At 56.9% G+C, this 25,603-nt stretch carries 23 protein-coding genes, 1 pseudogene and 1 other annotated feature; of the genes and pseudogenes, 6 read left to right on the top strand and 18 right to left on the bottom strand.

Annotated elements, in window-relative coordinates:
• Window positions 1–46: 46 nt before the first annotated feature.
• The 6 genes and pseudogenes from ispH to IB144_RS22210 all read right to left on the bottom strand — a co-directional run.
• Window positions 47–997, bottom strand: coding sequence for a 4-hydroxy-3-methylbut-2-enyl diphosphate reductase (gene ispH, locus IB144_RS22185; RefSeq protein ID WP_002887979.1), 951 nt, complete (start codon window positions 995–997; stop codon window positions 47–49).
• 1 nt (window position 998) lies between these two features.
• Entirely contained in the window at window positions 999–1,448 is a 450-nt protein-coding gene (gene fkpB / locus IB144_RS22190) for an FKBP-type peptidyl-prolyl cis-trans isomerase (protein WP_002887976.1), read from the bottom strand.
• Window positions 1,449–1,563: 115 nt separating this feature from the next.
• A complete protein-coding gene (lspA, locus tag IB144_RS22195; RefSeq protein WP_002887973.1) occupies window positions 1,564–2,064 on the bottom strand; it encodes a signal peptidase II in 501 nt (166 codons plus the stop codon).
• Window positions 2,064–4,880 (bottom strand): isoleucine--tRNA ligase, encoded by a 2,817-nt coding sequence (gene ileS, locus IB144_RS22200; RefSeq protein ID WP_002887972.1) that lies wholly within the window; start codon window positions 4,878–4,880, stop codon window positions 2,064–2,066. The genes lspA and ileS overlap by 1 nt, the downstream gene beginning before the upstream one ends.
• A gap of 43 nt (window positions 4,881–4,923) precedes the next feature.
• Window positions 4,924–5,862 (bottom strand): bifunctional riboflavin kinase/FAD synthetase, encoded by a 939-nt coding sequence (ribF, locus tag IB144_RS22205; protein ID WP_002887969.1) that lies wholly within the window; start codon window positions 5,860–5,862, stop codon window positions 4,924–4,926.
• A 7-nt stretch (window positions 5,863–5,869) separates the two neighbouring features.
• Window positions 5,870–6,075, bottom strand: a pseudogene (locus IB144_RS22210) (DUF2575 domain-containing protein); the annotation flags it as partial.
• Between the two features lie 116 nt (window positions 6,076–6,191).
• Between IB144_RS22210 and rpsT the strand changes: the two are divergent.
• Window positions 6,192–6,455: a 30S ribosomal protein S20 gene (gene rpsT / locus IB144_RS22215; RefSeq protein WP_002887965.1), complete on the top strand. Its 264-nt coding sequence runs from the start codon at window positions 6,192–6,194 to the stop codon at window positions 6,453–6,455.
• A 119-nt stretch (window positions 6,456–6,574) separates the two neighbouring features.
• Here rpsT and nhaR read toward each other — a convergent pair whose 3' ends face one another.
• From nhaR to dnaK, 4 genes are all read right to left on the bottom strand, one after another.
• On the bottom strand, window positions 6,575–7,471 hold the full coding sequence (gene nhaR, locus IB144_RS22220; protein ID WP_002887961.1) for a transcriptional activator NhaR: 897 nt from the start codon (window positions 7,469–7,471) through the stop codon (window positions 6,575–6,577).
• A gap of 54 nt (window positions 7,472–7,525) precedes the next feature.
• On the bottom strand, window positions 7,526–8,701 hold the full coding sequence (gene nhaA / locus IB144_RS22225) for a Na+/H+ antiporter NhaA (RefSeq protein ID WP_004197936.1): 1,176 nt from the start codon (window positions 8,699–8,701) through the stop codon (window positions 7,526–7,528).
• 177 nt (window positions 8,702–8,878) lie between these two features.
• Window positions 8,879–10,012, bottom strand: coding sequence for a molecular chaperone DnaJ (gene dnaJ / locus IB144_RS22230; RefSeq protein WP_065888559.1), 1,134 nt, complete (start codon window positions 10,010–10,012; stop codon window positions 8,879–8,881).
• Window positions 10,013–10,099: 87 nt separating this feature from the next.
• Window positions 10,100–12,016: a molecular chaperone DnaK gene (gene dnaK / locus IB144_RS22235; RefSeq protein WP_004146997.1), complete on the bottom strand. Its 1,917-nt coding sequence runs from the start codon at window positions 12,014–12,016 to the stop codon at window positions 10,100–10,102.
• A gap of 385 nt (window positions 12,017–12,401) precedes the next feature.
• Here dnaK and IB144_RS22240 point away from each other — a divergent pair, with 385 nt between their 5' ends.
• The 3 genes from IB144_RS22240 (at window position 12,402) to satP (ending at window position 14,238) form a co-directional block, all read left to right on the top strand.
• Window positions 12,402–12,806, top strand: coding sequence for a DUF2541 family protein (locus tag IB144_RS22240; RefSeq protein ID WP_002887909.1), 405 nt, complete (start codon window positions 12,402–12,404; stop codon window positions 12,804–12,806).
• A gap of 27 nt (window positions 12,807–12,833) precedes the next feature.
• Window positions 12,834–13,583 (top strand): acidic protein MsyB, encoded by a 750-nt coding sequence (gene msyB / locus IB144_RS22245; RefSeq protein ID WP_004146011.1) that lies wholly within the window; start codon window positions 12,834–12,836, stop codon window positions 13,581–13,583.
• Window positions 13,584–13,671: 88 nt separating this feature from the next.
• Window positions 13,672–14,238 (top strand): acetate uptake transporter, encoded by a 567-nt coding sequence (gene satP, locus IB144_RS22250; protein ID WP_002887905.1) that lies wholly within the window; start codon window positions 13,672–13,674, stop codon window positions 14,236–14,238.
• 62 nt (window positions 14,239–14,300) lie between these two features.
• On the opposite strand, the gene IB144_RS22255 is transcribed toward satP, so the two are convergent.
• From IB144_RS22255 to tal, 3 genes are all read right to left on the bottom strand, one after another.
• The gene (locus IB144_RS22255) at window positions 14,301–15,605 is read right to left on the bottom strand and encodes an MFS transporter (RefSeq protein ID WP_064156198.1); all 1,305 of its coding nucleotides are present in this window, start codon (window positions 15,603–15,605) and stop codon (window positions 14,301–14,303) included.
• A 119-nt stretch (window positions 15,606–15,724) separates the two neighbouring features.
• Window positions 15,725–16,312, bottom strand: a complete 588-nt coding sequence (mog, locus tag IB144_RS22260) for a molybdopterin adenylyltransferase (protein ID WP_002887898.1) — start codon at window positions 16,310–16,312, stop codon at window positions 15,725–15,727.
• Between the two features lie 99 nt (window positions 16,313–16,411).
• The gene (gene tal / locus IB144_RS22265) at window positions 16,412–17,365 is read right to left on the bottom strand and encodes a transaldolase (protein ID WP_023312646.1); all 954 of its coding nucleotides are present in this window, start codon (window positions 17,363–17,365) and stop codon (window positions 16,412–16,414) included.
• Between the two features lie 202 nt (window positions 17,366–17,567).
• On the opposite strand from tal, the gene IB144_RS22270 reads away from it, so the two are divergent.
• Both IB144_RS22270 and yaaA read left to right on the top strand, forming a co-directional pair.
• A complete protein-coding gene (locus IB144_RS22270; protein ID WP_002887871.1) occupies window positions 17,568–18,998 on the top strand; it encodes a sodium:alanine symporter family protein in 1,431 nt (476 codons plus the stop codon).
• A 77-nt stretch (window positions 18,999–19,075) separates the two neighbouring features.
• Window positions 19,076–19,849 (top strand): peroxide stress protein YaaA, encoded by a 774-nt coding sequence (gene yaaA / locus IB144_RS22275; RefSeq protein WP_002887869.1) that lies wholly within the window; start codon window positions 19,076–19,078, stop codon window positions 19,847–19,849.
• 68 nt (window positions 19,850–19,917) lie between these two features.
• Here the strand turns inward: yaaA and IB144_RS22280 are convergent, their stop codons facing one another.
• The 5 genes from IB144_RS22280 to thrL form a co-directional block, all read right to left on the bottom strand.
• A complete protein-coding gene (locus IB144_RS22280; protein WP_002887866.1) occupies window positions 19,918–20,295 on the bottom strand; it encodes a hypothetical protein in 378 nt (125 codons plus the stop codon).
• A 314-nt stretch (window positions 20,296–20,609) separates the two neighbouring features.
• Complete coding sequence (gene thrC, locus IB144_RS22285; protein WP_149358894.1) at window positions 20,610–21,890, bottom strand: threonine synthase; 1,281 nt, start codon at window positions 21,888–21,890, stop codon at window positions 20,610–20,612.
• Between the two features lie 3 nt (window positions 21,891–21,893).
• A complete protein-coding gene (thrB, locus tag IB144_RS22290) occupies window positions 21,894–22,823 on the bottom strand; it encodes a homoserine kinase (RefSeq protein WP_002887853.1) in 930 nt (309 codons plus the stop codon).
• Between the two features lies 1 nt (window position 22,824).
• Complete coding sequence (gene thrA / locus IB144_RS22295) at window positions 22,825–25,287, bottom strand: bifunctional aspartate kinase/homoserine dehydrogenase I (protein WP_002887848.1); 2,463 nt, start codon at window positions 25,285–25,287, stop codon at window positions 22,825–22,827.
• 25 nt (window positions 25,288–25,312) lie between these two features.
• Window positions 25,313–25,430 (bottom strand) — a sequence feature (Thr leader region).
• Window positions 25,369–25,437: a thr operon leader peptide gene (gene thrL, locus IB144_RS22300; RefSeq protein ID WP_004222578.1), complete on the bottom strand. Its 69-nt coding sequence runs from the start codon at window positions 25,435–25,437 to the stop codon at window positions 25,369–25,371. Its footprint overlaps the feature before it by 62 nt.
• Window positions 25,438–25,603: the final 166 nt, after the last annotated feature.

Raw genomic sequence — 25,603 nt, forward strand, 5'->3', positions numbered from 1 at the left:
CCAGACGTTAAGTCTGGCATCTTCTCATACTGCTGGAGGAAAGAACTTACTCTACTTCACGGACATCCACACGCAGCTCTTTCGGCACTTCAAAGACGATATTCTCTTCCCGGCCTTCCAGCGGCACGGCTTCGCCGCCGCCCAGCTCCTGCAGGCGGGTAATGACGTTCTGCACCAGAATATCCGGCGCCGACGCGCCCGCCGTCACGCCGACGCAGGCCGCATCCTTGACCCACGCTTCCTGGATATCGGAGGCGTCGTCAATCAGGTAAGCCGCCTTACCCATCCGCTGCGCCAGCTCGGCGAGGCGGTTAGAGTTGGAGGAGTTTTTCGACCCGACCACCAGCACTACGTCAGCCTGCTCCGCCAGCGCGCGCACGGCTTCCTGACGGTTAGTGGTGGCATAGCAAATGTCGTCTTTGCGCGGGCCGACGATTTTCGGAAAACGCGCGCGCAGGGCGTCAATCACATCCGAGGTATCGTCGACGGAGAGCGTGGTCTGGGTCATAAACGACAGCCGGGCGTCATTTTTCACTTCCAGCTTCAGCACGTCTTCCGGCGACTCGACCAGGTACATCCCCCCTTGCGGGTTGTTGTACTGTCCCATGGTGCCTTCGACTTCCGGATGGCCGGCATGGCCAATCAGAATCGACTCTTCGCCGCGGCGGCTGGCGCGGGCGACTTCCATATGGACTTTGGTCACCAGCGGACAGGTGGCATCGAACACCGTCAGGTCGCGGCTCTTCGCTTCGTTGCGTACCGCCTGCGACACGCCGTGGGCGGAGAAAATCAGGATCGCGCCGTCCGGCACTTCGCTGATCTGTTCGATAAAAATGGCGCCACGCTTGCGCAGGCTATCCACCACATAGCGGTTGTGCACCACTTCATGACGAACATAGATCGGTGCGCCATACAGCGTCAGCGCGTTTTCTACAATGCTGATAGCGCGGTCAACGCCAGCGCAAAAACCGCGCGGGTTAGCCAACAGGATCTGCATGTTACTCCTCCAGCGCCGGATCGATCTCCAGCACTTCAATATCAAAATGAACAGTGCGCCCGGCCAGCGGATGGTTGAAGTCAACGGTGATGGAATCGCCGTTCACTTCGCGGATCACGCCAGGCATTTCGCTGCCATCCATTGCGGTAAAGAGCATAATCGCGCCGATCTCCGGCTCGCCAGCGTCGATAAACTCGCGGCGAGAGAAATACTGAATCAGGTCCGGGCTGGGTACGCCAAAGGCGGCGTCAGGCTCCAGCGAAAAGGCCTTTTTCTCCCCCTCTTTCAAACCGAGAAGCTGTTGCTCCAGCCCTTCAGACAAAGAGGTGTCGCCGAGGCGAAACAGCGCCGGTTTGCCGTTGCTGCGGGTGGACTCGGCAGTGGAGCCGTCGTCCAGTTTCAGAGTGAAGTGCACCAGTACCGCGCTGTTGCTCTGTACGGATTTAGACATGCAAATTGCTCGCTTGTTTAGGTCACCCGGTGCACGGCGGCATTACGCTTACCGGGCCTACGGGGGCCAAAAATTCTGTAGGCCGGGTAAGCGTCACGTCACCCGGCATTGAGATTTACGCCTGCTCTTTCACAGTCGGTTTCGGCAGGAAGCCTTCCAGCACAATCAGCGCTGCGCCGATGCAGATCGCGCTATCGGCGAGGTTGAAGGTGGCAAAATGCCAGTCGCCGACGTAGAAGTCGATCATATCGACCACAAAGCCATGCCACAGGCGATCGAACAAGTTGCCCAGCGCGCCGCCGATAATCAGCGCGTAGGCAATATTGTTCAGCTTTTGCGTCGCCTTCGAACGGTACATCAGCACCGTCAGCACTACGCAAATGCCGATCGCGATCCCGGAAAAGAACCAGCGCTGCCAGCCGCCGCTGTCGGCGAGAAAGCTAAAGGCCGCGCCATAGTTGCGGGCATAATGCAGATTAAGCGACGGGAACAGCGGAACCGTCTCCCCCAGAGCGAAGTTCTGGAGGATCAGGAATTTGCTGCCCAGATCGATAATCAGCACGGCTACGACCACCCACAGCCAGCGTAGCCCCGTTGAACAGATCGATTTACTCATCAGGCGAATTTACGTTGCTCGCCGTCACCGGCGACGTTGCTCACACAGCGTCCGCAGATTTCCGCGTGTTCCGCCACCTTGCCGATATCGGTGGTGTAATGCCAGCAGCGCGGGCATTTCTCACCTTCAGCTTTACTCAATGCGACTTTCAACCCTTTGAGCAGTTCGCTTTGCTGCGCATCAGCGGACGCGCTCGCATAGTCTGCGACGTTCGCCCCGGAGGTCAACAGGACAAATCGCAATTCATCGCCCAGCGCATTGAGCTTAGCCGCCAGATCGGCATCAGCATACAGCGTGACTGCCGCTTCCAGCGAGCCGCCGACTTTCTTATCCGCACGCGCCTGCTCGATCACCTTGTTGACTTCGCCACGCACCTTCAGCAGCTCGTCCCAGAAATCGTCGTTCATCGCTTCGTCGTCGGCCAGGCCGAACAGACCTTCATACCACTCGCCGGTGAAGACATATTTCTCACGCTCGCCCGGCAGATAGCCCCAGATTTCATCTGCGGTGAAGGACATGATCGGCGCCATCCAGCGCACCAGCGCTTCCACGATATGGAACAGCGCGGTCTGGCAGCTGCGACGCGCCACGCTGTCCGCCTTGGCGGTGTACTGGCGGTCTTTGATGATGTCGAGGTAGAACGAGCCCATCTCGATGGAGCAGAAGCGCATCAGGCGCTGCACCACTTCATGGAAGTCGTAGGATTCGTAGGCTTTCAGGATATCTTCCTGTGCCGCCTGCGCGCAGCCGACCGCCCAGCGGTCCAGCACCACCATCTCTTCCGGTTTAACCATGTCTTTCACCGGATCGAAACCGTTAAGGTTCGCCAGCAGGAAGCGCGCGGTGTTACGGATACGACGATAGCTGTCCGCAGCGCGTTTGAGGATCTCGTCAGAGACCGCCATTTCGCCGGTGTAGTCGGTGGAAGCCACCCACAGGCGCAGGATATCGGCGCCGAGCTTGTTCATCACGTCCTGCGGGCTAACGGTGTTGCCGATAGACTTGGACATTTTGCGGCCCTGACCGTCGACGGTGAAGCCGTGGGTCAGTACCTGACGATATGGCGCTTTGCCTTTCATCGCCGTGGAAATCATCAGCGAGGACATGAACCAGCCGCGATGCTGGTCAGAACCTTCCAGATACATATCGGCGGCGTGACCGGCGAATTCCGGACGCACGTCAACCACGGAAGAGTGGGTCGACCCGGAGTCAAACCAGACGTCGAGGGTATCCGGCACTTTCTCGTAGCTGTCGGCGTCATCGCCAAGAATGTCGCGGGAATCGAGATCCCACCACGCCTGGATGCCGTCAACTTCAACGCGTTTTGCCACTTCTTCCATCAGCTCAAGGGTACGCGGGTGCAGTTCGTGGGTTTCTTTATGCACGAACAGCGACATCGGCACGCCCCAGGTGCGCTGACGGGAGATACACCAGTCAGGGCGGTTAGCGACCATCGATTCGATACGCGCCTGGCCCCAGTCCGGGATCCACTGCACGCCTTTGATCTCTTTCAGCGACTGCGCGCGCAGGCCTTTCTGATCCATGCTCACGAACCACTGCGGAGTGGCGCGGAAGATGATCGGCGACTTGTGGCGCCAGCAGCATGGATAGCTGTGCTGCAGTTTCTCAACGTGTAACAGCGCGCCACGCTCACGCAGCATCTCAACGATGATGTCATTGGCTTTGAAAACATTAATGCCGTCCAGGGACGGCCAGGTGCCAGGCAGGTAAGCGCCGTCCGGGCCAACCGGGTTGGCGATTTCCAGACCGTATTTCTGGCTGATGGTGTAGTCGTCCGGACCGTGGCCGCCAGCGGTATGCACCGCACCGGTACCGGCATCCAGCGTCACGTGGTCGCCAAGGATCGCCGGCACGTCGAAATCGAGGAACGGATGCTTAAAGCGCATCAGCTCAAGCTCAGAACCTTGTACCGCCGCCAGAATAGTGTAGTCCGTCGCGCCAACGCGCTTCATTACGCTCTCAACCAGGTCTTTCGCCAGGATCAGCGCCTGGCCGTCAACCTGCACCAGCGCATAGTCGAACTCAGGAGACAGAGAGATAGCGCGGTTGGCCGGCAGGGTCCACGGCGTGGTGGTCCAGATAACCAGCGACACCGGACCGTTGACGTCGGCTACGCCGAATTTCGCCAGTACCGCGGCTTTGTCTACCGCGTGGAACGCGACATCGATAGACGGAGAGGTTTTGTCGTAATACTCCACTTCCGCTTCCGCCAGCGCGGAACGGCAGTCTACGCACCAGTGCACCGGTTTGGCGCCTTTATGCAGGTGGCCATTACCGATGATTTTGCCCAGCGCGCGGATGATGTTGGCTTCGGTTTTGAAGTCCATGGTCAGGTACGGATGCGACCAGTCGCCCAGCACGCCGAGACGGATAAAGTCTTTACGCTGGCCATCGATCTGCTCGGCGGCATATTCGCGGCACTTAGCGCGGAATTCGGCAGCGGTAAATTTCTCACCCGGCTTGCCGTATTCCTGCTCCACTTTCAGCTCGATCGGCAGACCGTGGCAGTCCCAGCCCGGAACGTAAGGCGAGTCATAGCCCGTCAGCCCTTTGGACTTAACGATAATGTCTTTCAGAATCTTGTTTACCGAGTGACCAATATGAATGCTGCCATTCGCATAAGGAGGGCCATCATGCAGAATGAAGGTTTTTTTGCCTTTTTTGGCTGCACGAATGATGCCGTACAGGTCATCATCGGTCCAACGCGCCAGCATTCCCGGTTCGCGTTTGGCGAGGTCGCCACGCATAGGGAACCCTGTTTCCGGCAAATTCAGGGTCGATTTATAGTCACTCATCAGATTCTCGGTTCCGTATTTCGGTTTGATAAACACCAGTGGCTCAGGCCTGGCTGGTCAGCCCAAATAATTCGCGGGCCGTTAACTCATCACGTGCGATTTGCGCCTTCAGCTCGTCCAGCGACGCAAACCGCTGCTCGTTACGTATCTTTTTACGCAGTATTACATTGATATGGCGACCGTAGAGGTCCATTACAACGTCCAACAGATGTACTTCGAGCTGCTGACGCACGCCCGCAACCGTTGGACGGGTGCCAATATTGGCGACGCCCGCTATCGGTTTGTCGCCCAGCCCTGTCACTTCTACCGCATAGACCCCTTTAACCGGGGAAACCTGACGACGCAGCGGTAAGTTCGCCGTCGGAAAACCTATGGTTCGGCCTAGTTCATCACCATGCACGACGCGTCCGGAGATGCTAAACGGATGGCCGAGCAGCGTCTCCGCCAGCAGGAGATCGTCATCGGCCAGCGCCTGGCGTACCGCCGTGCTGCTGATTCGCACCCCGCCTTCGCAGAAGGTTTGGGTACTGGTGACGTCGAAGCCATATTCCGCCCCCGCCTTTTGTAATAACAAGAAATCCCCCTGGCGACCAGCGCCAAAGCGGAAATCGTCACCAACGGCGAGGAACTGCACGCCCAGGCGACGCACCAGCAGTTCACTGATAAAATCCTGCGCGGTTAGCGCGGCGAACCGGCGGTCAAAGCGAACGCACAATACATAGTCAACCCCGCTTTCAGCCAGATAGCCCAGCTTTTCACGCAGGCGCGTCAATCGCGCCGGGGCTTTATCAGCGGCAAAGAGCTCCAGCGGCTGGGGTTCAAAAATCATCACCACGACCGGTAAACCGCGCTGGCGGCCCTCTTCGCGCAACCGCTGCAGCAGCGCCTGATGCCCACGATGCACGCCGTCGAAATTACCAATGGTCAGCACGCACCCGTGCGGGGCCTGACTGAGATTATGTATGCCGCGTATCAGCTTCATGTCTGGCTCAAAACAGTGAAAATCGTCCGAGTATACCTTGTACAACTGTCAACGTTAACCAGCGATTGCACCTCGGCAACGAAAGTTCTCAGGAATTCATTCACTCAGCGCGAGAAAGCGTGAAAACTGGCCGCGCCCGGCGATTTTTATGGTGGAAAAGCTGTATTCGCCTGCAACAAGCTGGTAGAATCTTGCGCCATCACTACGTAATGAAGCGCTGTGGTGTTAAACGGCGCTTATTTGCACAAATCCATTGACAAAAGAAGGCTAAACGGGCATATTCCTCGGCCTTTGAATTGTCCATATAGAACACATTTGGGAGTTGGACCTTGGCTAATATCAAATCAGCTAAGAAGCGCGCCGTTCAGTCTGAAAAGGCTCGCAAGCACAACGCAAGCCGTCGCTCTATGATGCGTACTTTCATCAAGAAAGTATACGCAGCTATCGAAGCTGGCGACAAAGCTGCTGCACAGAAAGCATTTAACGAAATGCAACCGATCGTGGACCGTCAGGCTGCTAAAGGTCTGATCCACAAAAACAAAGCTGCGCGTCATAAAGCAAACCTGACTGCACAGATCAACAAACTGGCTTAATCGCCTGCTTGCTGAACTTTGTTAAAGAAACCCGCGAAAGCGGGTTTTTTTATGCCTATCATCTTCCCCCGGTAGCGCACGCTGGCGCGATCTGAGCCACGCCAGCCCACGCCTTCCGGCTATCGGGGTTCGGTGAACAGCGACGAATAATCGCGATTACAGATACGCTGTACCGCCGGGTGCTGAATCATTCGTTCAGCGAAAATAGCGTGATACTCCTCCATCACGCTATCCATACGGCCAATTTCGACAATCGATTCATCATGGTAGAAATCATGCGCGTAGAGCGTCGGCGCGACAAATATCGCATTATGTGCGGCGCCGAAGGCTTTCATGAGCGCCGCGTCGTCAAACTCGCCGAGGATCTCCACCTTCAGGCCCTGCACGTTAATCCAGTTCAGCAGCTTACGTCCCAGCATCGATCGCCGGCCGGGGATCAGCAGCCGCCGCTCTTCGAGGCAGGCCGGGAACGGCTTCGTCGGCGCCGGATTCATGCACCAGAAGCTGACGCTGCACTCGCCGATCTTCACCGAAAATAGCCCTTCCTGCTGCGTCGAGTCGATCGGGCAGTCAGAGATAATCATGTCGAGCTTATGCTGGCTCAGCTGCTCCAGCAGCAGCTCATGAGTGGATTCAAAACAGCGCAGATGAATCTGCTCGCTCTCAACGACAGCGGCATCCAGCACGCCGCTGACCAGCCGTTTCGAGAGCGCATCGGCCACGCCGACGTCAAACAGCAGGTTCGACTCTTTGCGATAGTTGACGATGTCGAGCATCTCCTGGCTGAGGGTAAACATCCGGTCGGCATAGCGAAAAACCAGCTCCCCCAGCTCGCTCGGCTCAAGCCCCCTTCCCTTTCGCTTAAATAATTTCCCCTGCAGGCGCTCCTCCAGGGCTTTGATCTGCCCGGTAATGGTCTGCGGCGTCAGAAACAGCGCCTCCGCCGCGCCCACGACGGACCCTTCTTTATACACGTGCCAGAAGTAGTACAGATGATTGTAGTTAATATGTGACATGCTTCTCTCCCTGATAATGTCCAGGAGAGCCTGGCGGGCTCTCCTGCAGAAAGGTTATACCGCGAGGCGAGTATCCGTCACGCGCTGACGCAGTATGAGGTAGCCGGTAACAGCGGATACCACTGAGCCAATTAAGATGCCCAGCTTAGCCCAGTTGATCAACGCGGGATCCACGCTGCCAAAGGCCAGGGTGGCGATGAAAATCGACATCGTAAAGCCAATCCCGCACAGGATCCCCACCGCCATAATTTGCTTGCAGGTGGTTCCCTCCGGCAGCGAAGCCCACTTCAGCTTCAGGGCCAGCCAGCAGAACAGGCTAATCCCCAGCGGCTTACCGATAAACAGGCCAGCCATAATGCCCAGCGGCAGGAGCGACGTCAGCCCGGCAAGGGTGACCCCCTGCAGTGAGACCCCCGCGTTCGCGAAGGCAAACAGCGGCAGGATCATAAACGCCACCCACGGGTGCAGGACATGCTCAAGCGCTTTGGCCGGCGACTTGCCATGCTTTTCCTCGAGCGGGATCATAAAGCCGACAATCACCCCGGCAAGGGTCGCGTGAACGCCAGACTTCAGCACCGCCGTCCACAGCACCGCGCCAACCAGAATATAGATCCCGGTACGCCGCACGCCGCTCAGATTCAGGGCCACCAGCACCGCGATCGCCGCCGCCGCCACGCCCAGCGAGAGCATGGACAGGTCGTGGGTATAAAACAGCGCGATAATCACGATAGCCCCGAGGTCATCAATAATCGCCAGCGCCATCAGGAAAATCTTCAGCGCCGTCGGGACCCGGCTACCTAACAGCGCCAGCACGCCGAGGGCAAAGGCAATATCCGTCGCCGCCGGGATCGCCCACCCTTCTCTGGCGACAGGATCCTGGGCGTTAAAGGCCAGGTAGACCAGGGCCGGGACGATCATCCCGCCCAGCGCGGCGATTACCGGGAAGACCGCCTGACGGCGGCTCGCCAGCGACCCCTGCATCAGCTCACGCTTGACCTCCAGGCCAATCAGCAAAAAGAACACCGCCATCAGGGCATCATTGATCCATAACAGCATGTTCTTGTTGATCTCCAGCGCGCCCACACGCAGCTGTACTGGCGTCTCAAGGAAGGAGTGATACAGACCGCTGGTCACGCTGGTATTGGCCATCACCATCGCCAGCGCGGCGGCGATAATTAAGACAATGCCGCCGGAAGCATCGCTACTAAAGAATCGTTGCAGATGTTTCACTTTTACTTTCATCCTGTTGGTGAATAACTCGATAAAAGCATAATACACACACTGATAACTCGAAAAAATCAGATTTAAGTTGCGCTAATATTCGCTTTTTACGAGTTAAAGGGGAGTTCTAAGGCGAAAAAAAGCCCGGGCAGCAAAGGCCCGGGCCGGATATCAACAAAGGCGGAATTAGCGGGTCAGGTCGTCGAAGAACTTCTTCACGCCGTCAAAGAAGCTTTTCGAACGCGGGCTGTTGTTTTCCCCGGTCGGACCGCCGAAGCTCTCCTGCAGCTCTTTCAGCAGCTGCTTCTGCTTCTCATTCAGCCCCACCGGCGTCTCCACCACCACGCGGCACAGCAGATCGCCCTGCGCGCCGCCGCGAACGGATTTCACGCCTTTTCCACGCATGCGGAACAGCTTGCCGGTCTGGGTTTCACTTGGAATTTTCAGGTTCACGCGGCCGTCGAGCGTTGGGACCTCGATCTCACCGCCCAGCGCCGCCATGGTGAAGTTGATCGGAACTTCGCAGTACAGGTTATTGCCTTCACGTTCAAAGATAGCGTGCTGCTTCACCTGAACCTGAACGTACAGATCGCCTGCCGGCGCGCCATGTTCGCCGGCCTCGCCTTCGCCCGCCAGACGGATCCGGTCACCGGTATCCACGCCCGCCGGAATTTTAACCGACAGGGTTTTGGTTTTTTCTACGCGGCCATGGCCATGACATTTATTGCACGGATCTTTAATTAGCGTACCGCGTCCCTGGCAGTGCGGACAGGTCTGCTGTACAGCAAAAAAGCCCTGGCGCATCTGCACCTGGCCCGCGCCATGACAGGTCGGACAGGTCTGCGGTTTGCTGCCGGCCTTGGCGCCGCTGCCGTGGCAGACGTCGCACTCTTCCAGCGTCGGAATACGGATCTCTTTAGTGACGCCGCGCACCGCTTCTTCCAGCGTCAGCTCCATGTTGTAACGGAGATCGGCGCCGCGTGCCGCGCGCTGACGACCACGTCCGCCGCCAAAGATATCGCCGAAAACATCGCCAAAGATATCGCTGAAGTCGGCACCGCCGCCAAAACCGCCGCCGCCGCCCATGCCGCCCTGTTCGAAGGCCGCGTGGCCGTACTGATCGTAGGCCGCACGCTTCTGGGCATCAGTCAGGATTTCATACGCTTCTTTGATTTCTTTAAATTTGGCTTCAGCCTCTTTATCACCCTGGTTGCGGTCCGGGTGATATTTCATGGCCAGGCGCTTATAAGCCTTTTTGATTTCACGCTCTTCCGCTGTTTTGGAAACGCCTAAAATCTCGTAGTAATCTTGCTTTGCCATCGGTGTTTTTCAGCCCCTTAACATGCGTGCACGGGCGGAGAGGAAACCTCTTCGCCCGTGCCAGTGTTTTACCCGTTCAAAGGGCGATTATTTTTTATCTTTCACTTCTTCGAACTCAGCGTCGACAACATCGTCGTCTTTCGCGTTGCTCGCCTGAGCGTCAGCGGAACCCGCCTGCTGCTGAGCGTGCTGCTGCTGAGCAATTTCCATCAGCTTCTGAGAAGCCTGCGCCAGCGCCTGCATTTTCGCTTCGATATCCGCTTTGTCTTCGCCTTTCAGAGAAGATTCCAGCGCGGTCAGCGCAGACTCAATGGCAGTTTTGTCGTCAGCCGGCAGTTTATCGCCTGCTTCTTCAACCTGCTTACGAGTGCTGTGCAGCAGATGGTCGCCCTGGTTGCGGGTCTGTACCAGCTCTTCGAACTTACGGTCAGATTCGGCGTTAGCTTCTGCTTCGCGAACCATTTTCTGAATTTCTTCTTCATTCAGACCGGAAGACGCTTTGATGGTGATCTTCTGCTCTTTACCGCTGTTTTTGTCTTTCGCGGAGACGTGCAGGATACCGTCAGCATCGATGTCGAAGGTCACTTCGATCTGCGGCATGCCGCGCGGCGCCGGGTTAATACCATCCAGGTTGAACTGACCCAGAGATTTGTTATCAGACGCGCGTTTACGCTCACCCTGCAGCACATGGATGGTTACCGCAGACTGGTTGTCTTCAGCGGTAGAGAACACCTGGCTGTGCTTGGTCGGGATGGTGGTGTTTTTGCTGATAAGCGCAGTCATCACGCCGCCCATGGTTTCGATACCCAGCGACAGCGGGGTTACGTCGAGCAGCAGAACGTCTTTCACATCGCCAGTCAGTACACCGCCCTGAACGGCAGCACCGATCGCCACGGCTTCATCCGGGTTAACGTCTTTACGCGGTTCTTTACCAAAGAACTCGGCCACTTTCTTCTGCACCATCGGCATACGAGTCTGACCACCAACGAGGATCACGTCGTTGATATCGGAAACGGACAGACCGGCATCCTGCAGAGCGACTTTCAGCGGCTCGATGGAACGGTTAACCAGGTCTTCTACCAGGCTTTCCAGTTTCGCGCGAGTCACTTTGATGTTCATGTGTTTCGGACCGGTCGCATCTGCAGTGATGTACGGCAGGTTAACGTCGGTCTGCTGAGCAGAAGACAGTTCAATCTTCGCTTTCTCAGCGGCTTCTTTCAGGCGCTGCATGGCCAGCGGGTCGTTGCGCAGGTCAATGCCCTGATCTTTCTTGAACTCATCAACGAGGTAGTTGATCAGACGAGTATCGAAGTCTTCGCCGCCCAGGTGGGTATCACCGTTGGTCGCCAGAACTTCAAAGGTTTTTTCGCCATCAACTTCGTCGATTTCGATAATCGAGATATCGAAAGTACCACCACCGAGGTCGTAAACCGCGATAGTACGGTTGCCCACTTCTTTATCCAGACCGTAAGCCAGCGCGGCCGCGGTTGGTTCGTTGATGATACGTTTGACTTCCAGACCGGCGATACGGCCGGCATCTTTGGTTGCCTGACGCTGCGCATCGTTGAAGTAAGCCGGTACGGTGATAACCGCTTCAGTTACCGGTTCACCCAGGTAATCTTCAGCCGTTTTCTTCATTTTCTTCAGCACTTCAGCAGAGATCTGCGGCGGTGCAGTTTTGGTGCCTTTCACATCCAGCCATGCGTCGCCATTGTCTGCGGCAACAATTTTGTATGGCATGATAGAAACGTCACGCTGAACTTCTTCGTCCTGGAAGCGGCGGCCAATCAGGCGTTTAATCGCAAACAGGGTGTTTTGCGGGTTTGTCACTGCCTGACGTTTAGCCGGCTGACCAACCAGAGTTTCACCATCCTGGGTATAGGCAATGATAGAAGGCGTGGTGCGATCGCCTTCGGCGTTCTCCAGCACGCGTGCAGTAGTGCCATCCATAATCGCTACACAAGAGTTGGTAGTACCCAGGTCGATACCAATAATTTTACCCATCTAAACGTCTCCACTAAAAATTCGATCAACATGTGGTTGTGAACCTGTAATAAGGGCGAAACGTGCGGTTTCAACTGCCCAGACATCATTTTTTTTCAGGTTCTTCACTGCGGTTGACTACAAGATGGGGTCGCCCACTCCGGCATCAAGGGGCAAGCATAAAAATTTTTTGCCTCGGATTCGCCCAGGGTTACGGATGACTTGCCGAACAAGGTTGTTGGATGGCAAAAACGACGGCGAAATATACATACAAAAAACGGATTAAAATAGGAAATACATTCATAATATCATTGACATAAACCGCAATACTTGCGCGCTAAAAGCCCCGTTTTCGCAGTGATAAACTTCCCCGCCATCGCACTTCGCTTATTCAGGGGACAAATTAATGAAATCGCTATACCGGCTTTCCGTAGGGCTTATCCTCGGCGTGTCATTTATCACCTCGGCGGCCGCTAACGACCATAAAATTCTCGGCGTGATAGCTATGCCGCGCAATGAAACCAACGACCTGACGCTGACGCTCCCCGTCTGCCGGGTAGTCAAACGCATTCAGCTCAGCGCCGACCGCGGCGATGTACAACTCTCCGGGGCGACGGTCTACTTTAAGGCCAGCCGCGGCGCCAGCCACACGCTGAACGTCCCCGCCGGGATCAAAGAGGGCAGCACCACCGGCTGGATCAACATCAATAGCGATAACGACAACAAACGTTGCGTGAAGAAAATCGCCTTCTCCGGCCACACGGTGCACTCCTCAGATATGGCATCACTGAAAATTATCGGCGATGACTAACGTCGCCCCTGCCCGAGAGAAAACGTTATGCATATTAATTACCTGGAGGATGACGATCTCGCCTTTCTGCCTGAGTGCAGCGAGGCGCATCTGGAAGCCTTTACCCGCATTCTGACCCACGGGGAAAATGGCAAACCCCGTCTCTCCAGCACGCTCCTGCGCAACGAGACATTTTTAGCGATGGAGGGGCACCCGGAGCGTTATCGCCGCAACTGGCAGCTAATCGCCGGTGAGCTACAGCATTTTGGCGGCGATAGCATCGCCAACACGCTGCGCCGCCATGGCAAATTTTATCGCGCGATCCTGCTGGATGTATGTAAACGACTGAAAGCGAAGGTCGACAAACAGCTGTCGACGCCGCAGATCGAGCAGCAGTTGCTGGCGCATTTTCTGCAGCACAGCTGGAATAAACTGAACGCGGAGCAAAAAGCGCAGTTTCTCGCCGCGGTGGAGTGCCGGAGCCATGAGCTGGACAGCCTGATGGCTCATCTGCTGAGGCATCGCAAGCTAAGCGAAGGCGTCACTTTGTTGCTGGACGAACGCTTAACCGCCATCCTGCGCACGCACGCCGCGGTGAGCGTCATCGGTCATGGCCTGGTGCGCGGCGCCGGGCTGGGCGGACCGCTCGGCGCCGCGCTGAACAGCGTAAAAGCGGTGAGCGGCAGCGCCTACCGGGTCACCATCCCCGCGGTCCTGCATATTGCCTGTTTACGGCAAATGCTCCAGCCGCCGTCAGACACCGCGGAAATTGGTGAAAAATACCCCGCCAGATCATAGACAGCCCTTCAGCGCCTCATTATTATGCCGCGCCCCGCCGCCAAGTCGCGGGGTAATGCTTCCCTTTTAATGATAATTTTGAGGAATTATGGGCAACACTAAGTTGGCTAATCCGGCACCGCTGGGCCTTATGGGCTTCGGCATGACCACTATTCTGCTTAACCTGGCGAATAGCGGCCTGTTCGCATTCGATGTAGCTATCCTGGCGATGGGCATTTTTTACGGCGGCATTGCGCAAATTTTTGCCGGCCTGCTGGAATACAAAAAAGGCAACACTTTTGGCTTAACCGCTTTTACCTCCTACGGCAGCTTCTGGCTGACGCTGGTGGCGATTCTTCTGATGCCGAAAATGGGCCTGGCAGACGCGCCAAACGCGCACTTCCTCGGTATGTACCTCGGCCTGTGGGGCGTCTTTACCCTGTTTATGTTCTTTGGCACCCTGAAGGCAGCCCGCATGCTGCAGTTTGTCTTCCTGAGCCTAACCGTACTGTTCGCGCTGCTGGCGATTGGCCATTTGGCCGATAACGAAGGCATTGTGAAGGTAGCCGGCTGGGTCGGCCTGATTTGTGGCGCCAGCGCTATTTACCTGGCGATGGGTGAAGTGCTGAACGAACAGTTCGGCCGCACCGTGCTGCCGATCGGCGAACCGCGCTAATCTTCCGCCGCCGTCCGGTCACAGGGCGGCGGCAGGTCATTATCAGCATCAGCTAGCCATCGTTAACGCTGCAGCTCCCCTTCCGGCATCCCCGTCGGCCCCGTCAGCTCCTGACGCAGCCAGATACCTAATCCCAGCCCCATCAGCGACAGGGCCAGCACATACCAGGCCGGCGCCATCGGCGACACCCCCATCAGCATGGTGACCGCAATCGGCGTCAGGCCGCCAAAGATCGCGTACGACAGGTTGTAGGAGAAAGAGATGCCGGTGAAGCGTACTTCCGCCGGGAAGGCCCGCACCATCACATAGGGCACCGCCCCCACCACGCCGACGCAAAGCCCCACCGTACCGTAGAGCAGAAACAGCCGCTGCGGGCTGGCGCCGGCAAGATGGTAAAATGCCCAGCTGGCAACCGCCAGCAGCAGGCTGCCGACGATAAAAGTGCGGCTGGCGCCGAAGCGGTCCGCCGCCAGCCCGGCGAGCAGACAGCCGATGCACAACATAATGGTGGCGATGCTGTTGGCCTGCAGGGTAATGGCCGGCGCAAAACCATAGTGCTTCTGCAGCCAGACTGGCGACATCAGGATCACCACCACCACGCCAGCCGACAGCAGCCAGGTCAGCAGCATAGAGATCACCACCGCCTTCTGGTGCTTGAGCGCCACCGCTTTTACCGGCAGCTCCTGCGCCAGCGCTTTGCGCTGCTGCATCTCAAGAAAAATCGGCGTCTCCTGCAGCCAGCGGCGCAGATACATCGCTATCAGACCAAATACGCCGCCCAGCAGGAAGGGGATCCGCCAGCCGCCGTCGTGGATCCCCTGCGGCGTCAGACTGGTATTGATAAGCGTGGCCACCACCGACCCCAGCAGAATGCCAACCGTCAGGCCGGCCGTCAGCGTGCCGCAGGCGATACCAATGCGTTTTTCCGGGACATGCTCAGCGACAAACACCCAGGCGCCTGGAACTTCACCGCCGATCGCCGCTCCCTGCAGAATACGCATCAGCAGCAATAGCAGCGGGGCGATGATACCTACCGAGCTATAGGTCGGTAGCAGACCGATCGCCAGGGTTGGCAGCGCCATCAGCAGGATGCTGAGGGTGAACATTTTCTTGCGCCCCACCAGATCGCCAAAGTGGGCCATGATGATGCCCCCCAGCGGACGCGCCAGGTAACCGGCGGCGAAAATGCCAAAAGTTTGCACCTGGCGCAGCCATTCGGGAATATCTGCGGGAAAGAAGAGCTCGCCGACGACGGCGGCGAAGAAAACGAAAATGATAAAGTCATAAAACTCCAGCGCGCCGCCCAGGGCGGCCAGCGTCAGCGTTTTATAATCCTGGCGGTTGAGCGGTCGGTTTGCATATGACATAACGCAATTTCATCCTGAGGTGTGCAGCGTGTTTTATAGTGTGTAAAGTAAAAATCACTATATCGTAAATAAAACGGCACACCATTAGCGATGCAGGTTATATCAAAAATGCATCAAATTCAGGATAAAGTTTCGCGCCTGGCGCTCTTGGGACGAAAAGCTTCTACTACACGGCCATCGGTTTCCACATAAGGCCCTTCAAGCAACTGTACACAATAAGGTACACTTGCGAAAATACCGTGCACCAGCACGTTGCCGTCAGCATCTTTCACCCCTTCCAGAGTCTCCTGAATTGCTTTCGGTTGCCCGGGAAGGTTGAGGATCAGCGCCTGCTTGCGGATCACACCGACCTGCCGGGAAAGGATAGCCGTCGGCACAAAGTGTAGGCTAACCTGGCGCATTTGCTCGCCGAAGCCCGGCATCTCGCGATCGGCGATCGCCAGCGTTGCGTCGGGCGTCACATCGCGACGCGCAGGGCCGGTTCCGCCGGTGGTCAGCACCAGATGGCACCCCATTTCGTCAACCAGTTCGCACAGCGTTTGCTCAATGATGGCCTGCTCATCCGGAATCAGACGGGTTTGCAGCTCGAAAGGGGTGGTCAGGGCGCGTGCCAGCCACTCTTCCAGTGCCGGGATGCCTTTGTCCTGATAGACGCCGCTGGAGGCGCGATCGGAAATGGAAACTAAGCCGATTCGTAAGGTATTCATGGTTATTCCGTTCAAACTGTGGCGTTAAACGAAATGATACACTGCCGGAGGCGGGACAGACAGTGTAATGTGGCCGACGGGCGTCGGCCACCTGCGCGATTACAGCAGTTCGTCGATCATTTTTTCCAGTTTTTCCTGGTCGATCGCAAACTTACGGATACCTTCCGCCAGTTTGTCTACCGCCATCGGATCCTGGTTATGCTGCCACAGGAACTCAGATTCGGTAATACGCTCCGGACGCGCTTTCACTTCACCGGTATATACCAGCTTACGCTCAACGGCGCCTTCGCTTTCGGACAGCTCTTTCAGCAGCGCCGGGGCGATGGTCAGGCGGTCACAGCCAGCCAGTTCCAGAATTTCGCCAACGTTACGGAAGCTTGCGCCCATCACGACGGTTTCATAGCCGTGCTGCTTGTAATACTCGTAGATTTCGCTGACGGAAATCACGCCCGGATCTTCTGCCGGTGCGTACTCTTTCTTGTCGGTGTTGGCTTTGTACCAGTCGAGGATACGGCCAACGAACGGCGAAATCAGGAAGACGCCCGCTTCGGCGCAAGCGCGAGCCTGAGCGAAGGAGAACAGCAGCGTCAGGTTACAGTTAATGCCTTCTTTTTCCAGCTGTTCAGCGGCGCGAATGCCCTGCCAGGTGGAGGCCAGTTTGATCAGAATGCGATCGTTGCTGATGCCCGCGTCGTTGTACAGCTTGATGATGCGCTTGGCTTTCGCGATAGACGCTTCGGTGTCATAGGAGAGACGTGCGTCCACTTCGGTGGAGATACGGCCCGGGATCAGTTTCAGAATTTCGAGACCGATGTTCACCGCCAGCTTATCGGAAGCATCGAGGATCTGCTGCGCGCGATCGCTGCTCTGGCTACGAGCCCAGGCGACAGCGTCGTCAATCAGCTTACGGTACTCAGGGATCTGAGCCGCGCCGAGAATCAGGGAAGGGTTAGTGGTGGCATCCTGAGGCTGATACAGCTTCATTGCCGCAATATCTCCGGTGTCAGCGACGACAGTGGTGTACTGACGCAGAGAAGTTAATTTATCCGTCATGATATATTTCTCTTAAACAGCAGTTAAGGGGATGTAACCGGTCTGCCCAGATGATAACACGCTGCCGGGTCAGCGCAACCGCCGACGAGAGAAGAGCGCAGAGTGTGATAAACTATGCAGATTAATTTGCTGAAAGCGAAAGGATTGTCACTTAATTGGTAACGCTTACACTGGCGTGCCGGCATGGACAAGAGGATGTTTAATGCCTGATTTTCTCTCATTTATCAATGAAATACTCTGGGGCTCAGTGATGATTTATCTGCTACTGGGTGCCGGTATCTGGTTTAGCTGGCAAACCCGGGGTATTCAGTTTCGTTACGTGCGCAAATTCGGCCGCAGTCTAAAAAAAAGCCTGCACCCGCAGCCGGGTGGTTTAACGTCCTTTCAGGCGCTCTGTACCAGCCTTGCAGCCCGGGTCGGCAGCGGCAATCTTGCCGGGGTGACGCTGGCGATCGCCGCCGGTGGGCCCGGCGCCGTATTCTGGATGTGGGTTTCCGCCCTGCTCGGCATGGCCAGCAGCTTTGCTGAATGTTCCCTTGCTCAGCTGTATAAAGAACGCGATAGCCGCGGACAGTTTCGCGGCGGCCCGGCCTGGTATATGGCGCGCGGGCTCGGCATGCGTTGGATGGGCGTCCTGTTTTCGATCCTCCTCCTGCTGGCCTATGGTTTTATCTTCAATACCGTGCAGGCTAACTCCGTGGCCCATGCCTTGCGCTATGCGTTCGATCTGCCGGCGGCGGTCAGCGGCGGCGTGCTGGCCGTTGTCGTTTTGCTGGCGATCCTCCGTGGTTTACGCGGCGTGGCGCGTCTGATGCAATGGATCGTTCCCTTTATGGCGCTGTTGTGGATCGCCACCAGCCTGCTCATCGGCCTGTGGCACATCACCGCCCTGCCGACGATTTTCGCCACCATCTTTCGCTGCGCCTTCGGCTGGCAGGAGGCCGCCGCCGGCGCGGTGGGCTACACCATCAGCCAGGCGCTGACCAGCGGCTTCCAGCGCGGCATGTTCTCCAATGAAGCAGGGATGGGCTCTTCGCCTAACGCCGCCGCGGCCGCCGCCTCCTGGCCGCCGCACCCGGCGGCGCAGGGGATCGTGCAGATGATTGGCGTGTTTATCGATACTATCGTGATCTGTACCGCCAGCGCGATTATCGTCATGCTGGCGCCGCGGCCCGACAATGAATATACGCTCAACGGTATTCAGGACTTGCAACACGCGATGAGCGTGCTGGTCGGCGGCTGGGGAGCGGGTTTTATCGCCCTCATCGTGCTGCTGTTCGCCTTTAGCTCTATCGTAGCCAACTACGTGTACGCGGAAAATAATCTGGTCTTCCTGCGCCTGGATAAGCCACGCTATATCTGGGGGCTGCGAATACTCACCGTCCTGATGGTGCTGTTGGGGACCATGGTTAGCCTGCCTGTCGTCTGGCAGAGCGCGGATATCATCATGGCGCTGATGGCGATGACCAACCTGACGGCCATTCTGTTGCTCTCCCCGACGGTGCGGATTATCGCCAGCGATTATCTGCGTCAGCGGCGGCTGGGTATCCAGCCGACTTTCGATGCCACTCGTTACCCGGATATTGACCAACAGCTGGCCCCGGGCGCCTGGAATGAATTGCCGCGCGAATAGCGCGGCAATTGCAGCTATCGATCCCACCATGCACTTTTTTTGTTAAAATTCGTCGAAATTACCTGCAAGGACTGGATATGCTGATTCTGATTTCACCTGCTAAAACGCTCGATTATCAAAGCCCGCTGGCAACGACTCGCTATACCCAGCCCGAACTCCTCGAGTATTCTCAGCAGCTTATCGGCATCGCCCGTAAGCTGAGCGCACCGCAAATCGGCAAGCTGATGAGCATTAGTGACAAGCTGGCGGATCTAAACGCCACCCGCTTCCACGACTGGCACCCTGACTTTACGCCGCAAAATGCCCGCCAGGCGATCCTCGCCTTTAAAGGCGATGTCTACACTGGCCTGCAGGCAGAGACACTCACCGAGGACGACTTTGACTTCGCCCAGCAGCATCTGCGCATGCTCTCCGGACTGTATGGCGTGCTGCGCCCGTTAGACCTGATGCAGCCCTACCGCCTGGAGATGGGGATCCGTCTGGAAAATCCGCGCGGCAAAGATCTGTACCAGTTCTGGGGGGATACCATTACCGAGAAGCTGAATCAGGCGCTGCGCGACCAGGGCGACGATATCGTCATCAACCTGGCTTCCGATGAATATTTTAAATCGGTGAAAACGCCAAAATTGCAGGGTCAGCTGATCAAGCCGGTATTCCTCGATGAGAAGAACGGCAAATTCAAAGTGATCAGTTTTTATGCGAAGAAAGCCCGCGGCCTGATGAGTCGCTACATTATTGAAAACCGCTTAACCCAGCCGGAGCAGCTCAAAGCCTTTAATAGCGAAGGCTATTTCTTTGATGCGGATGCCTCAGAGAAAGGCGAACTGGTGTTTAAACGCCACGAGCAGTAACACGTTACGGTAATAAAAAAGGGGAGTTATTCCCCTTTTCAATATAATTAAGCAGTTTATTACTTATTTTAACGCACCCAGTTTTCCACCACGCCTTTTTCATCGAAGAAAATCATCAGCGAGTTCGAATCTTTTTGGCTGGACTTATCGACCGCATCGGCAGCTTGCGATGCCCCGGTTACCGGGATCATGGAACCCGCGAGGCTGACCAGGTTGATCCCTTTATCTACTGAATAATACCAGCTCTCTTTACCCGACGCCGTCACCGTCGTATGACCAGAATCCGGGGCACCAAAATACTGACGAACCTCGGCCTTGGTGGTTTTTCCGACAATGAGATGTTGTTTCAGATAGGCTGGCGTTAATTTATCTTCATTACCGCCAATCGTTGTCCCGGAGCAGCCTGTTAAAGCGAACACCACCAAAAAAAGAGATAAAATACGCATATTTCCTCCTTGAAAACCTTGTGCATTAGCAATGCATCTATAACAAATGATATCTATAGCTGCTTCATAATAAAATCAGCAGCATAAATATAAGCAGTATGAAATAATAAATAAAAAAGATAATCCAGTGGAATTATCCGGCAAAGAGGACAATCCGTAAAAGAGTTTGCAATAAAAGCAGTGCGCTGACAATAAAATAGTGTGGGGAATTTTATGGAGAGAAATTTTACTGATATGGAAAAGTGCGTTAAATATAAAAACCGGGCAATAGCTGCCCGGTTTGGTCGATCATGTTGCCGATATTATTGCCTGGCTTAGCCCATCATCAGCTTACGCAGCGCGGCGAAATCCGCCGGCAGGTTGTGAGACAGCAGCGGCAGGTCGGCGCGGTCGGCCAGCTCCTTCGGCAGCGGCAGAGTCTCCTGCAGGATCTCCTCCACGCTCTCTTTGAACTTCGCCGGATGGGCGGTGCCGAGGAACAGGCCGTACTCTCCCGGCTGCAGCTGATCGCGCAGCGCGCGCCAGGCAATCGCCGCATGCGGTTCAGAGATGTAGCCGATGGCCTTCAGCTCGCGCATCGCTGCTTTGGTGGTCTCATCATCGACCGCGGCATAGCCCAGCTCGCTGAGACGCCAGATTTTACGGCGGAACAGCTCTTCAACGCGCGGCCAGTTGTTCGGCTGGCTGACGTCCATGGCGTTGGACAGCGTCGCCTGGGTGGCTTTTGGCGCCCACTCGCCGCCCTGCAGATAGCGCGGAACGGTGTCGTTGGCGTTGGTGGCGGCGATAAAGCGCTTGATCGGCAGCCCCAGCGACTTGGCCAGCAGACCGGCGGTCAGATCGCCGAAGTTGCCGCTCGGCACGGAAATCACCAGCTGATTGCGGGCTTCCTGCGGCAGCTGCGCCGCCGCTTCGAAGTAGTAACAGATCTGCGCCAGCAGGCGGCTGATGTTGATGGAGTTAGCCGAGTTGAGACCCAGCGTCGCCTTCAGCTCTTCATCGTCAAACGCCTGCTTCACCAGCGCCTGGCAGGCATCAAAGTCGCCATCAATCGCCACGGTTTCAATATTGCCGCCGAGGGTACAGAACAGCTTCTCCTGCAGCGGACTGATCTTGCCGCGCGGATAGAGGATCACTACCTTGACGTTCGGCAGGCCGTAGAAAGCATGCGCCACTGCCGCCCCGGTGTCGCCAGAGGTCGCGGTGAGGATGGTGACCGGCTTATCGCCTGCGATGTGGGTCAGCATCTGCGCCATAAAGCGGCCGCCGAAATCCTTGAACGCCAGCGTAGGGCCATGGAACAGCTCCAGACAGCCGACATCTTCCTGAACCTTGCTTACCGGCGCCGAAAACGCAAACGCCGCGCGCACCCGCTGCTGCAGGACATCCTGCGGGATCTCATCGCCGATAAAGGCGGATAAAATTTTGGCGCTACGGGTGACAAAGTCCTGCGCCAGCATGTCGTCAATTTCAGTCAGGCTGAATTCCGGCAGATCGTGCGGAAAGAACAGGCCCTGATGCTTGCCAAGTCCCTGGGTGACGGCCTGCGCAAAGCTGACCTGCTCGTTATGATCTTTTAAGTTATACAGTTTCATTGGTTATCCCACTACGCGTGCGCCCGCCGTGTCCAGCCGGCAAATATGAACAAAGCCTTCCTGATTCTGCAGATAGTGCGCGCCAAGCCAGTCGGCGACGCGCTGTGCGGTATCCGGTTTATCACACAACGCGAACAGCGTTGGGCCAGAGCCGGAGATGCCGCAAGCCTGGGCGCCCATTTCCATGGCCGCCTGACGCGCTTCGCTAAAGCCCGGCAGCAGTTTGGTTCGGTACGGTTCGGCAATCACATCTTTCATCAATTTTGCCGCCAGCTGCGGCTGGCGGGTGTAGCAGGCGTGAATAAAGCCCGCGAGGTGGCGACCATGGGCGATACAATCCTGGCGGCGATACTGCGCCGGCAGAATCGCCCGCGCTTCAGCAGTAGAGACTTTAATCCCCGGATAGGCCAGCACCCACAGCCACTCATCAAACCCGGGCACCTGCTGACTGATAATCCCATTCTCTTCGATCATCAACTGCATGCCGCCAAGATAGCACGGCGCCACGTTGTCGTAGTGAATGCTGCCGGAGATACGCCCTTCCATCTCTCCCATCAGCGCCAGCATGCGCGTCTCGTTCAGCGGCTTGCCGCAGAACTCGTTCATGGCCACCAGCGCAGCGACCACCGAGCAGGCGCTGGAACCCAGCCCGGAGCCAATCGGCATGTTTTTTTCCAGCGTCATCGCCACCGGCACCGTCTTGCCGATCTCCCGGCAAAAGCTTTCCCAGCACTGGTAAACAATGTTCTCCTGCGGCGCCGTCGGCAGTTTGCTGGCGAAGCGTCCAAGATTCTGCAGGCTAAATTGCTCCGCCGCTTCGACAGTGACGTTGTCGCCAAGCAGCGTGCCATCGACCGGCGTGACCGCCGCGCCCAACACATCAAACCCGACGCTCATATTGGCACTGGAAGCCGGGGCATATACTTTGACCATCTTAAACTCCTAACTTCCAGGACAGGGTGCGCAGCAGGTCGGCGAATACGCCGGCCGCCGTGACGTCGTTCCCGGCGCCATAGCCGCGCAGCACCAGCGGCAATGGCTGATAATAATGGCTATAAAAAGCCAGCGCGTTCTCACCATTCTTAACTTTGAACAGCGGATCGTTGCCGTCAACCGCGGCTATTTTTACCCGGCAGGTACCATCCTCTTCGATGTTACCGACGTAGCGCAAGACTTTACCTTCATCGCGCGCCTTAGCAACCCGCGAGGCAAAACCATCGTCCAGCGACGGCAGGCGGGCCATAAAGGTCTCGACATCGCCGCTGGCGTCGAAGTCCGGCGGCAGCGCCGACTCGACGATAATGTCCGCCAGCTCCAGTTCACGCCCGGTCTCGCGGGCCAGAATCAGCAGTTTACGCGCCACATCCACCCCGGATAAATCGTCGCGCGGATCCGGCTCGGTATACCCCATCTCACGGGCCATCGCCGTCGCCGCGGAGAAACTCACCCCCTCGTCCAGCTTGCCGAAGATAAACGACAGGGAGCCGGACAGGATCCCGGAGAAATGGCGCAGCTCATCGCCGGCGTTGAGCAGGTTCTGCAGGTTCTCAATCACCGGCAGGCCCGCGCCAACGTTAGTGTCATAGAGGAACTTACGCCGCGAGCTGCTGGCCGCATGGCGCAGCTGGTGATAGTAATCCAGCGAAGAGGTATTGGCCTTTTTGTTCGGCGTCACCACATGGAAACCTTCGCGCAGGAAGTCGGCATACTGATCGGCGACCGCCTGGCTGGAGGTACAGTCGACGATCACCGGATTGAGCAGGTGGTACTCTTTCACCAGGCGGATCAGGCGGCCAAGATTAAACGGCTCTTTCGCCTCCGCCAGTTCCGCACTCCAGTTTTCCAGATTCAGGCCATGCACGCTGGTCAGCAGCGCCTGAGAATTGGCTACACCGCAGACGCGCAGATCGATATGTTTGTTCTTCAGCCACCCCTGCTGGCGCTTGATCTGCTCTAGCAGCGCGCCGCCGACGCCGCCGACGCCGATGACAAACACTTCAATCACCTGGTCGGTGTTGAACAGCATCTGATGGGTCACGCGCACGCCGGTGGTGGCGTCGTCATTGCTGACCACTACCGAAATTGAGCGCTCGGAAGAGCCCTGGGCAATCGCCACGATATTGATATTGGCGCGGGCCAGCGCCGCAAAGAATTTCGCCGAGATACCGCGCAGGGTACGCATTCCGTCGCCCACCACGGAGATGATCGCCAGACGCTCCATAATCGCCAGCGGCTCCAGCAGCCCCTCTTTCAGCTCCAGATAAAACTCATCTTCCATCGCCCGTTTGGCACGTGCGCAGTCGCTCTGCGGCACGCAGAAACTGATGCTGTACTCCGAAGAAGATTGAGTGATCAACACCACCGAGATGCCGGCGCGGGACATGGTGGCGAAGACGCGGGCCGCCATGCCGACCATCCCTTTCATCCCCGGCCCGGAGACGTTGAACATCGCCATGTTGTTGAGGTTAGAGATGCCTTTCACCGGCAAATCGTCCTCGTCGCGGCTGGCGCCGATAAGCGTTCCCGGCGCCTGCGGGTTGCCGGTATTTTTAATCAGGCATGGGATTTGGAACTGGGCGATAGGGGCAATGGTGCGCGGGTGCAGCACTTTCGCGCCAAAGTAGGAGAGCTCCATCGCCTCCTGATAAGACATCGATTTCAGCAGGCGCGCATCCGGCACCTGACGCGGATCGCAGGTGTACACTCCGTCGACATCGGTCCAGATTTCGCAGCAGTCAGCGCGCAGGCAGGCGGCCAGTACCGCAGCCGAGTAGTCGGAGCCGTTACGCCCCAGCACCACCAGCTCGCCTTTCTCATTGCCGGCGGTAAACCCGGCCATCAGGATCATATGGTCTGCCGGGATCTGGCTGGCGGCAATGCGGCGGGTGGATTCGGCGATATCGACGGTGGATTCCAGATAGTGGCCCACGGCAAGCAGTTTTTCGACCGGGTTAATGACACTGACTTTATGTCCACGGGCTTCCAGCAGACCCGCCATGATGGCGATGGAGAGCTTTTCGCCGCGGCAGATCAGCGCGGCATTGACGCTGTCCGGGCACTGACCCAGCAGGCTGATGCCGTGCAGAACATGCTTAATCTGAGCAAATTCCTGCTCCACGAAGGCTTTTAACTGGGCAAGCGGGAAAGCGGGCTGGGCGTCGGCAAGGCCCTGAAGAAGTTCGGCAAAAATGCGTTCGGCGTCGGCAATATTGGGGAGGGCATCCTGGCCGCCAATGGTCTTTTCAATCATCGCTACCAGGTGGTTAGTGATCTTCGCCGGGGCAGACAGGACCGTCGCTACCTGCCCCTGCCTGGCATTACTCTCCAGAATATCGGCAACCCGCAGAAACCGTTCCGCATTTGCCACTGATGTACCGCCGAACTTCAACACTCGCATGGTTCTTACCCCTTGATCTCTTGTCAAAAAAAAAGCCCGCACTGTTCAGGTGCGGGCTTTTTTCTGTGTTTCCTGTACGCGTCAGCCCGCACCGTTACCTGTGGTAATGGTGGTGGTGATAATGGTGGTAATCATGCCGATGCGATTCATGGATGTTGTGTACTCTGTATTTTTATCTGTCTGTATGTCCTGCCTATATTGGTTAAAGTATCTGCCGTCTTAAGTCAATGAATTTCTCAATTTGCCCCATTTCAGCAGGCTTACGTATTTTCCCGCTGCCGTGAGAAAAAACATCCAGATCGGCGGAAAACCAGCT

This window comes from Klebsiella sp. K4, assembly GCF_014596785.2.
GTDB lineage: Bacteria > Pseudomonadota > Gammaproteobacteria > Enterobacterales > Enterobacteriaceae > Klebsiella > Klebsiella pneumoniae.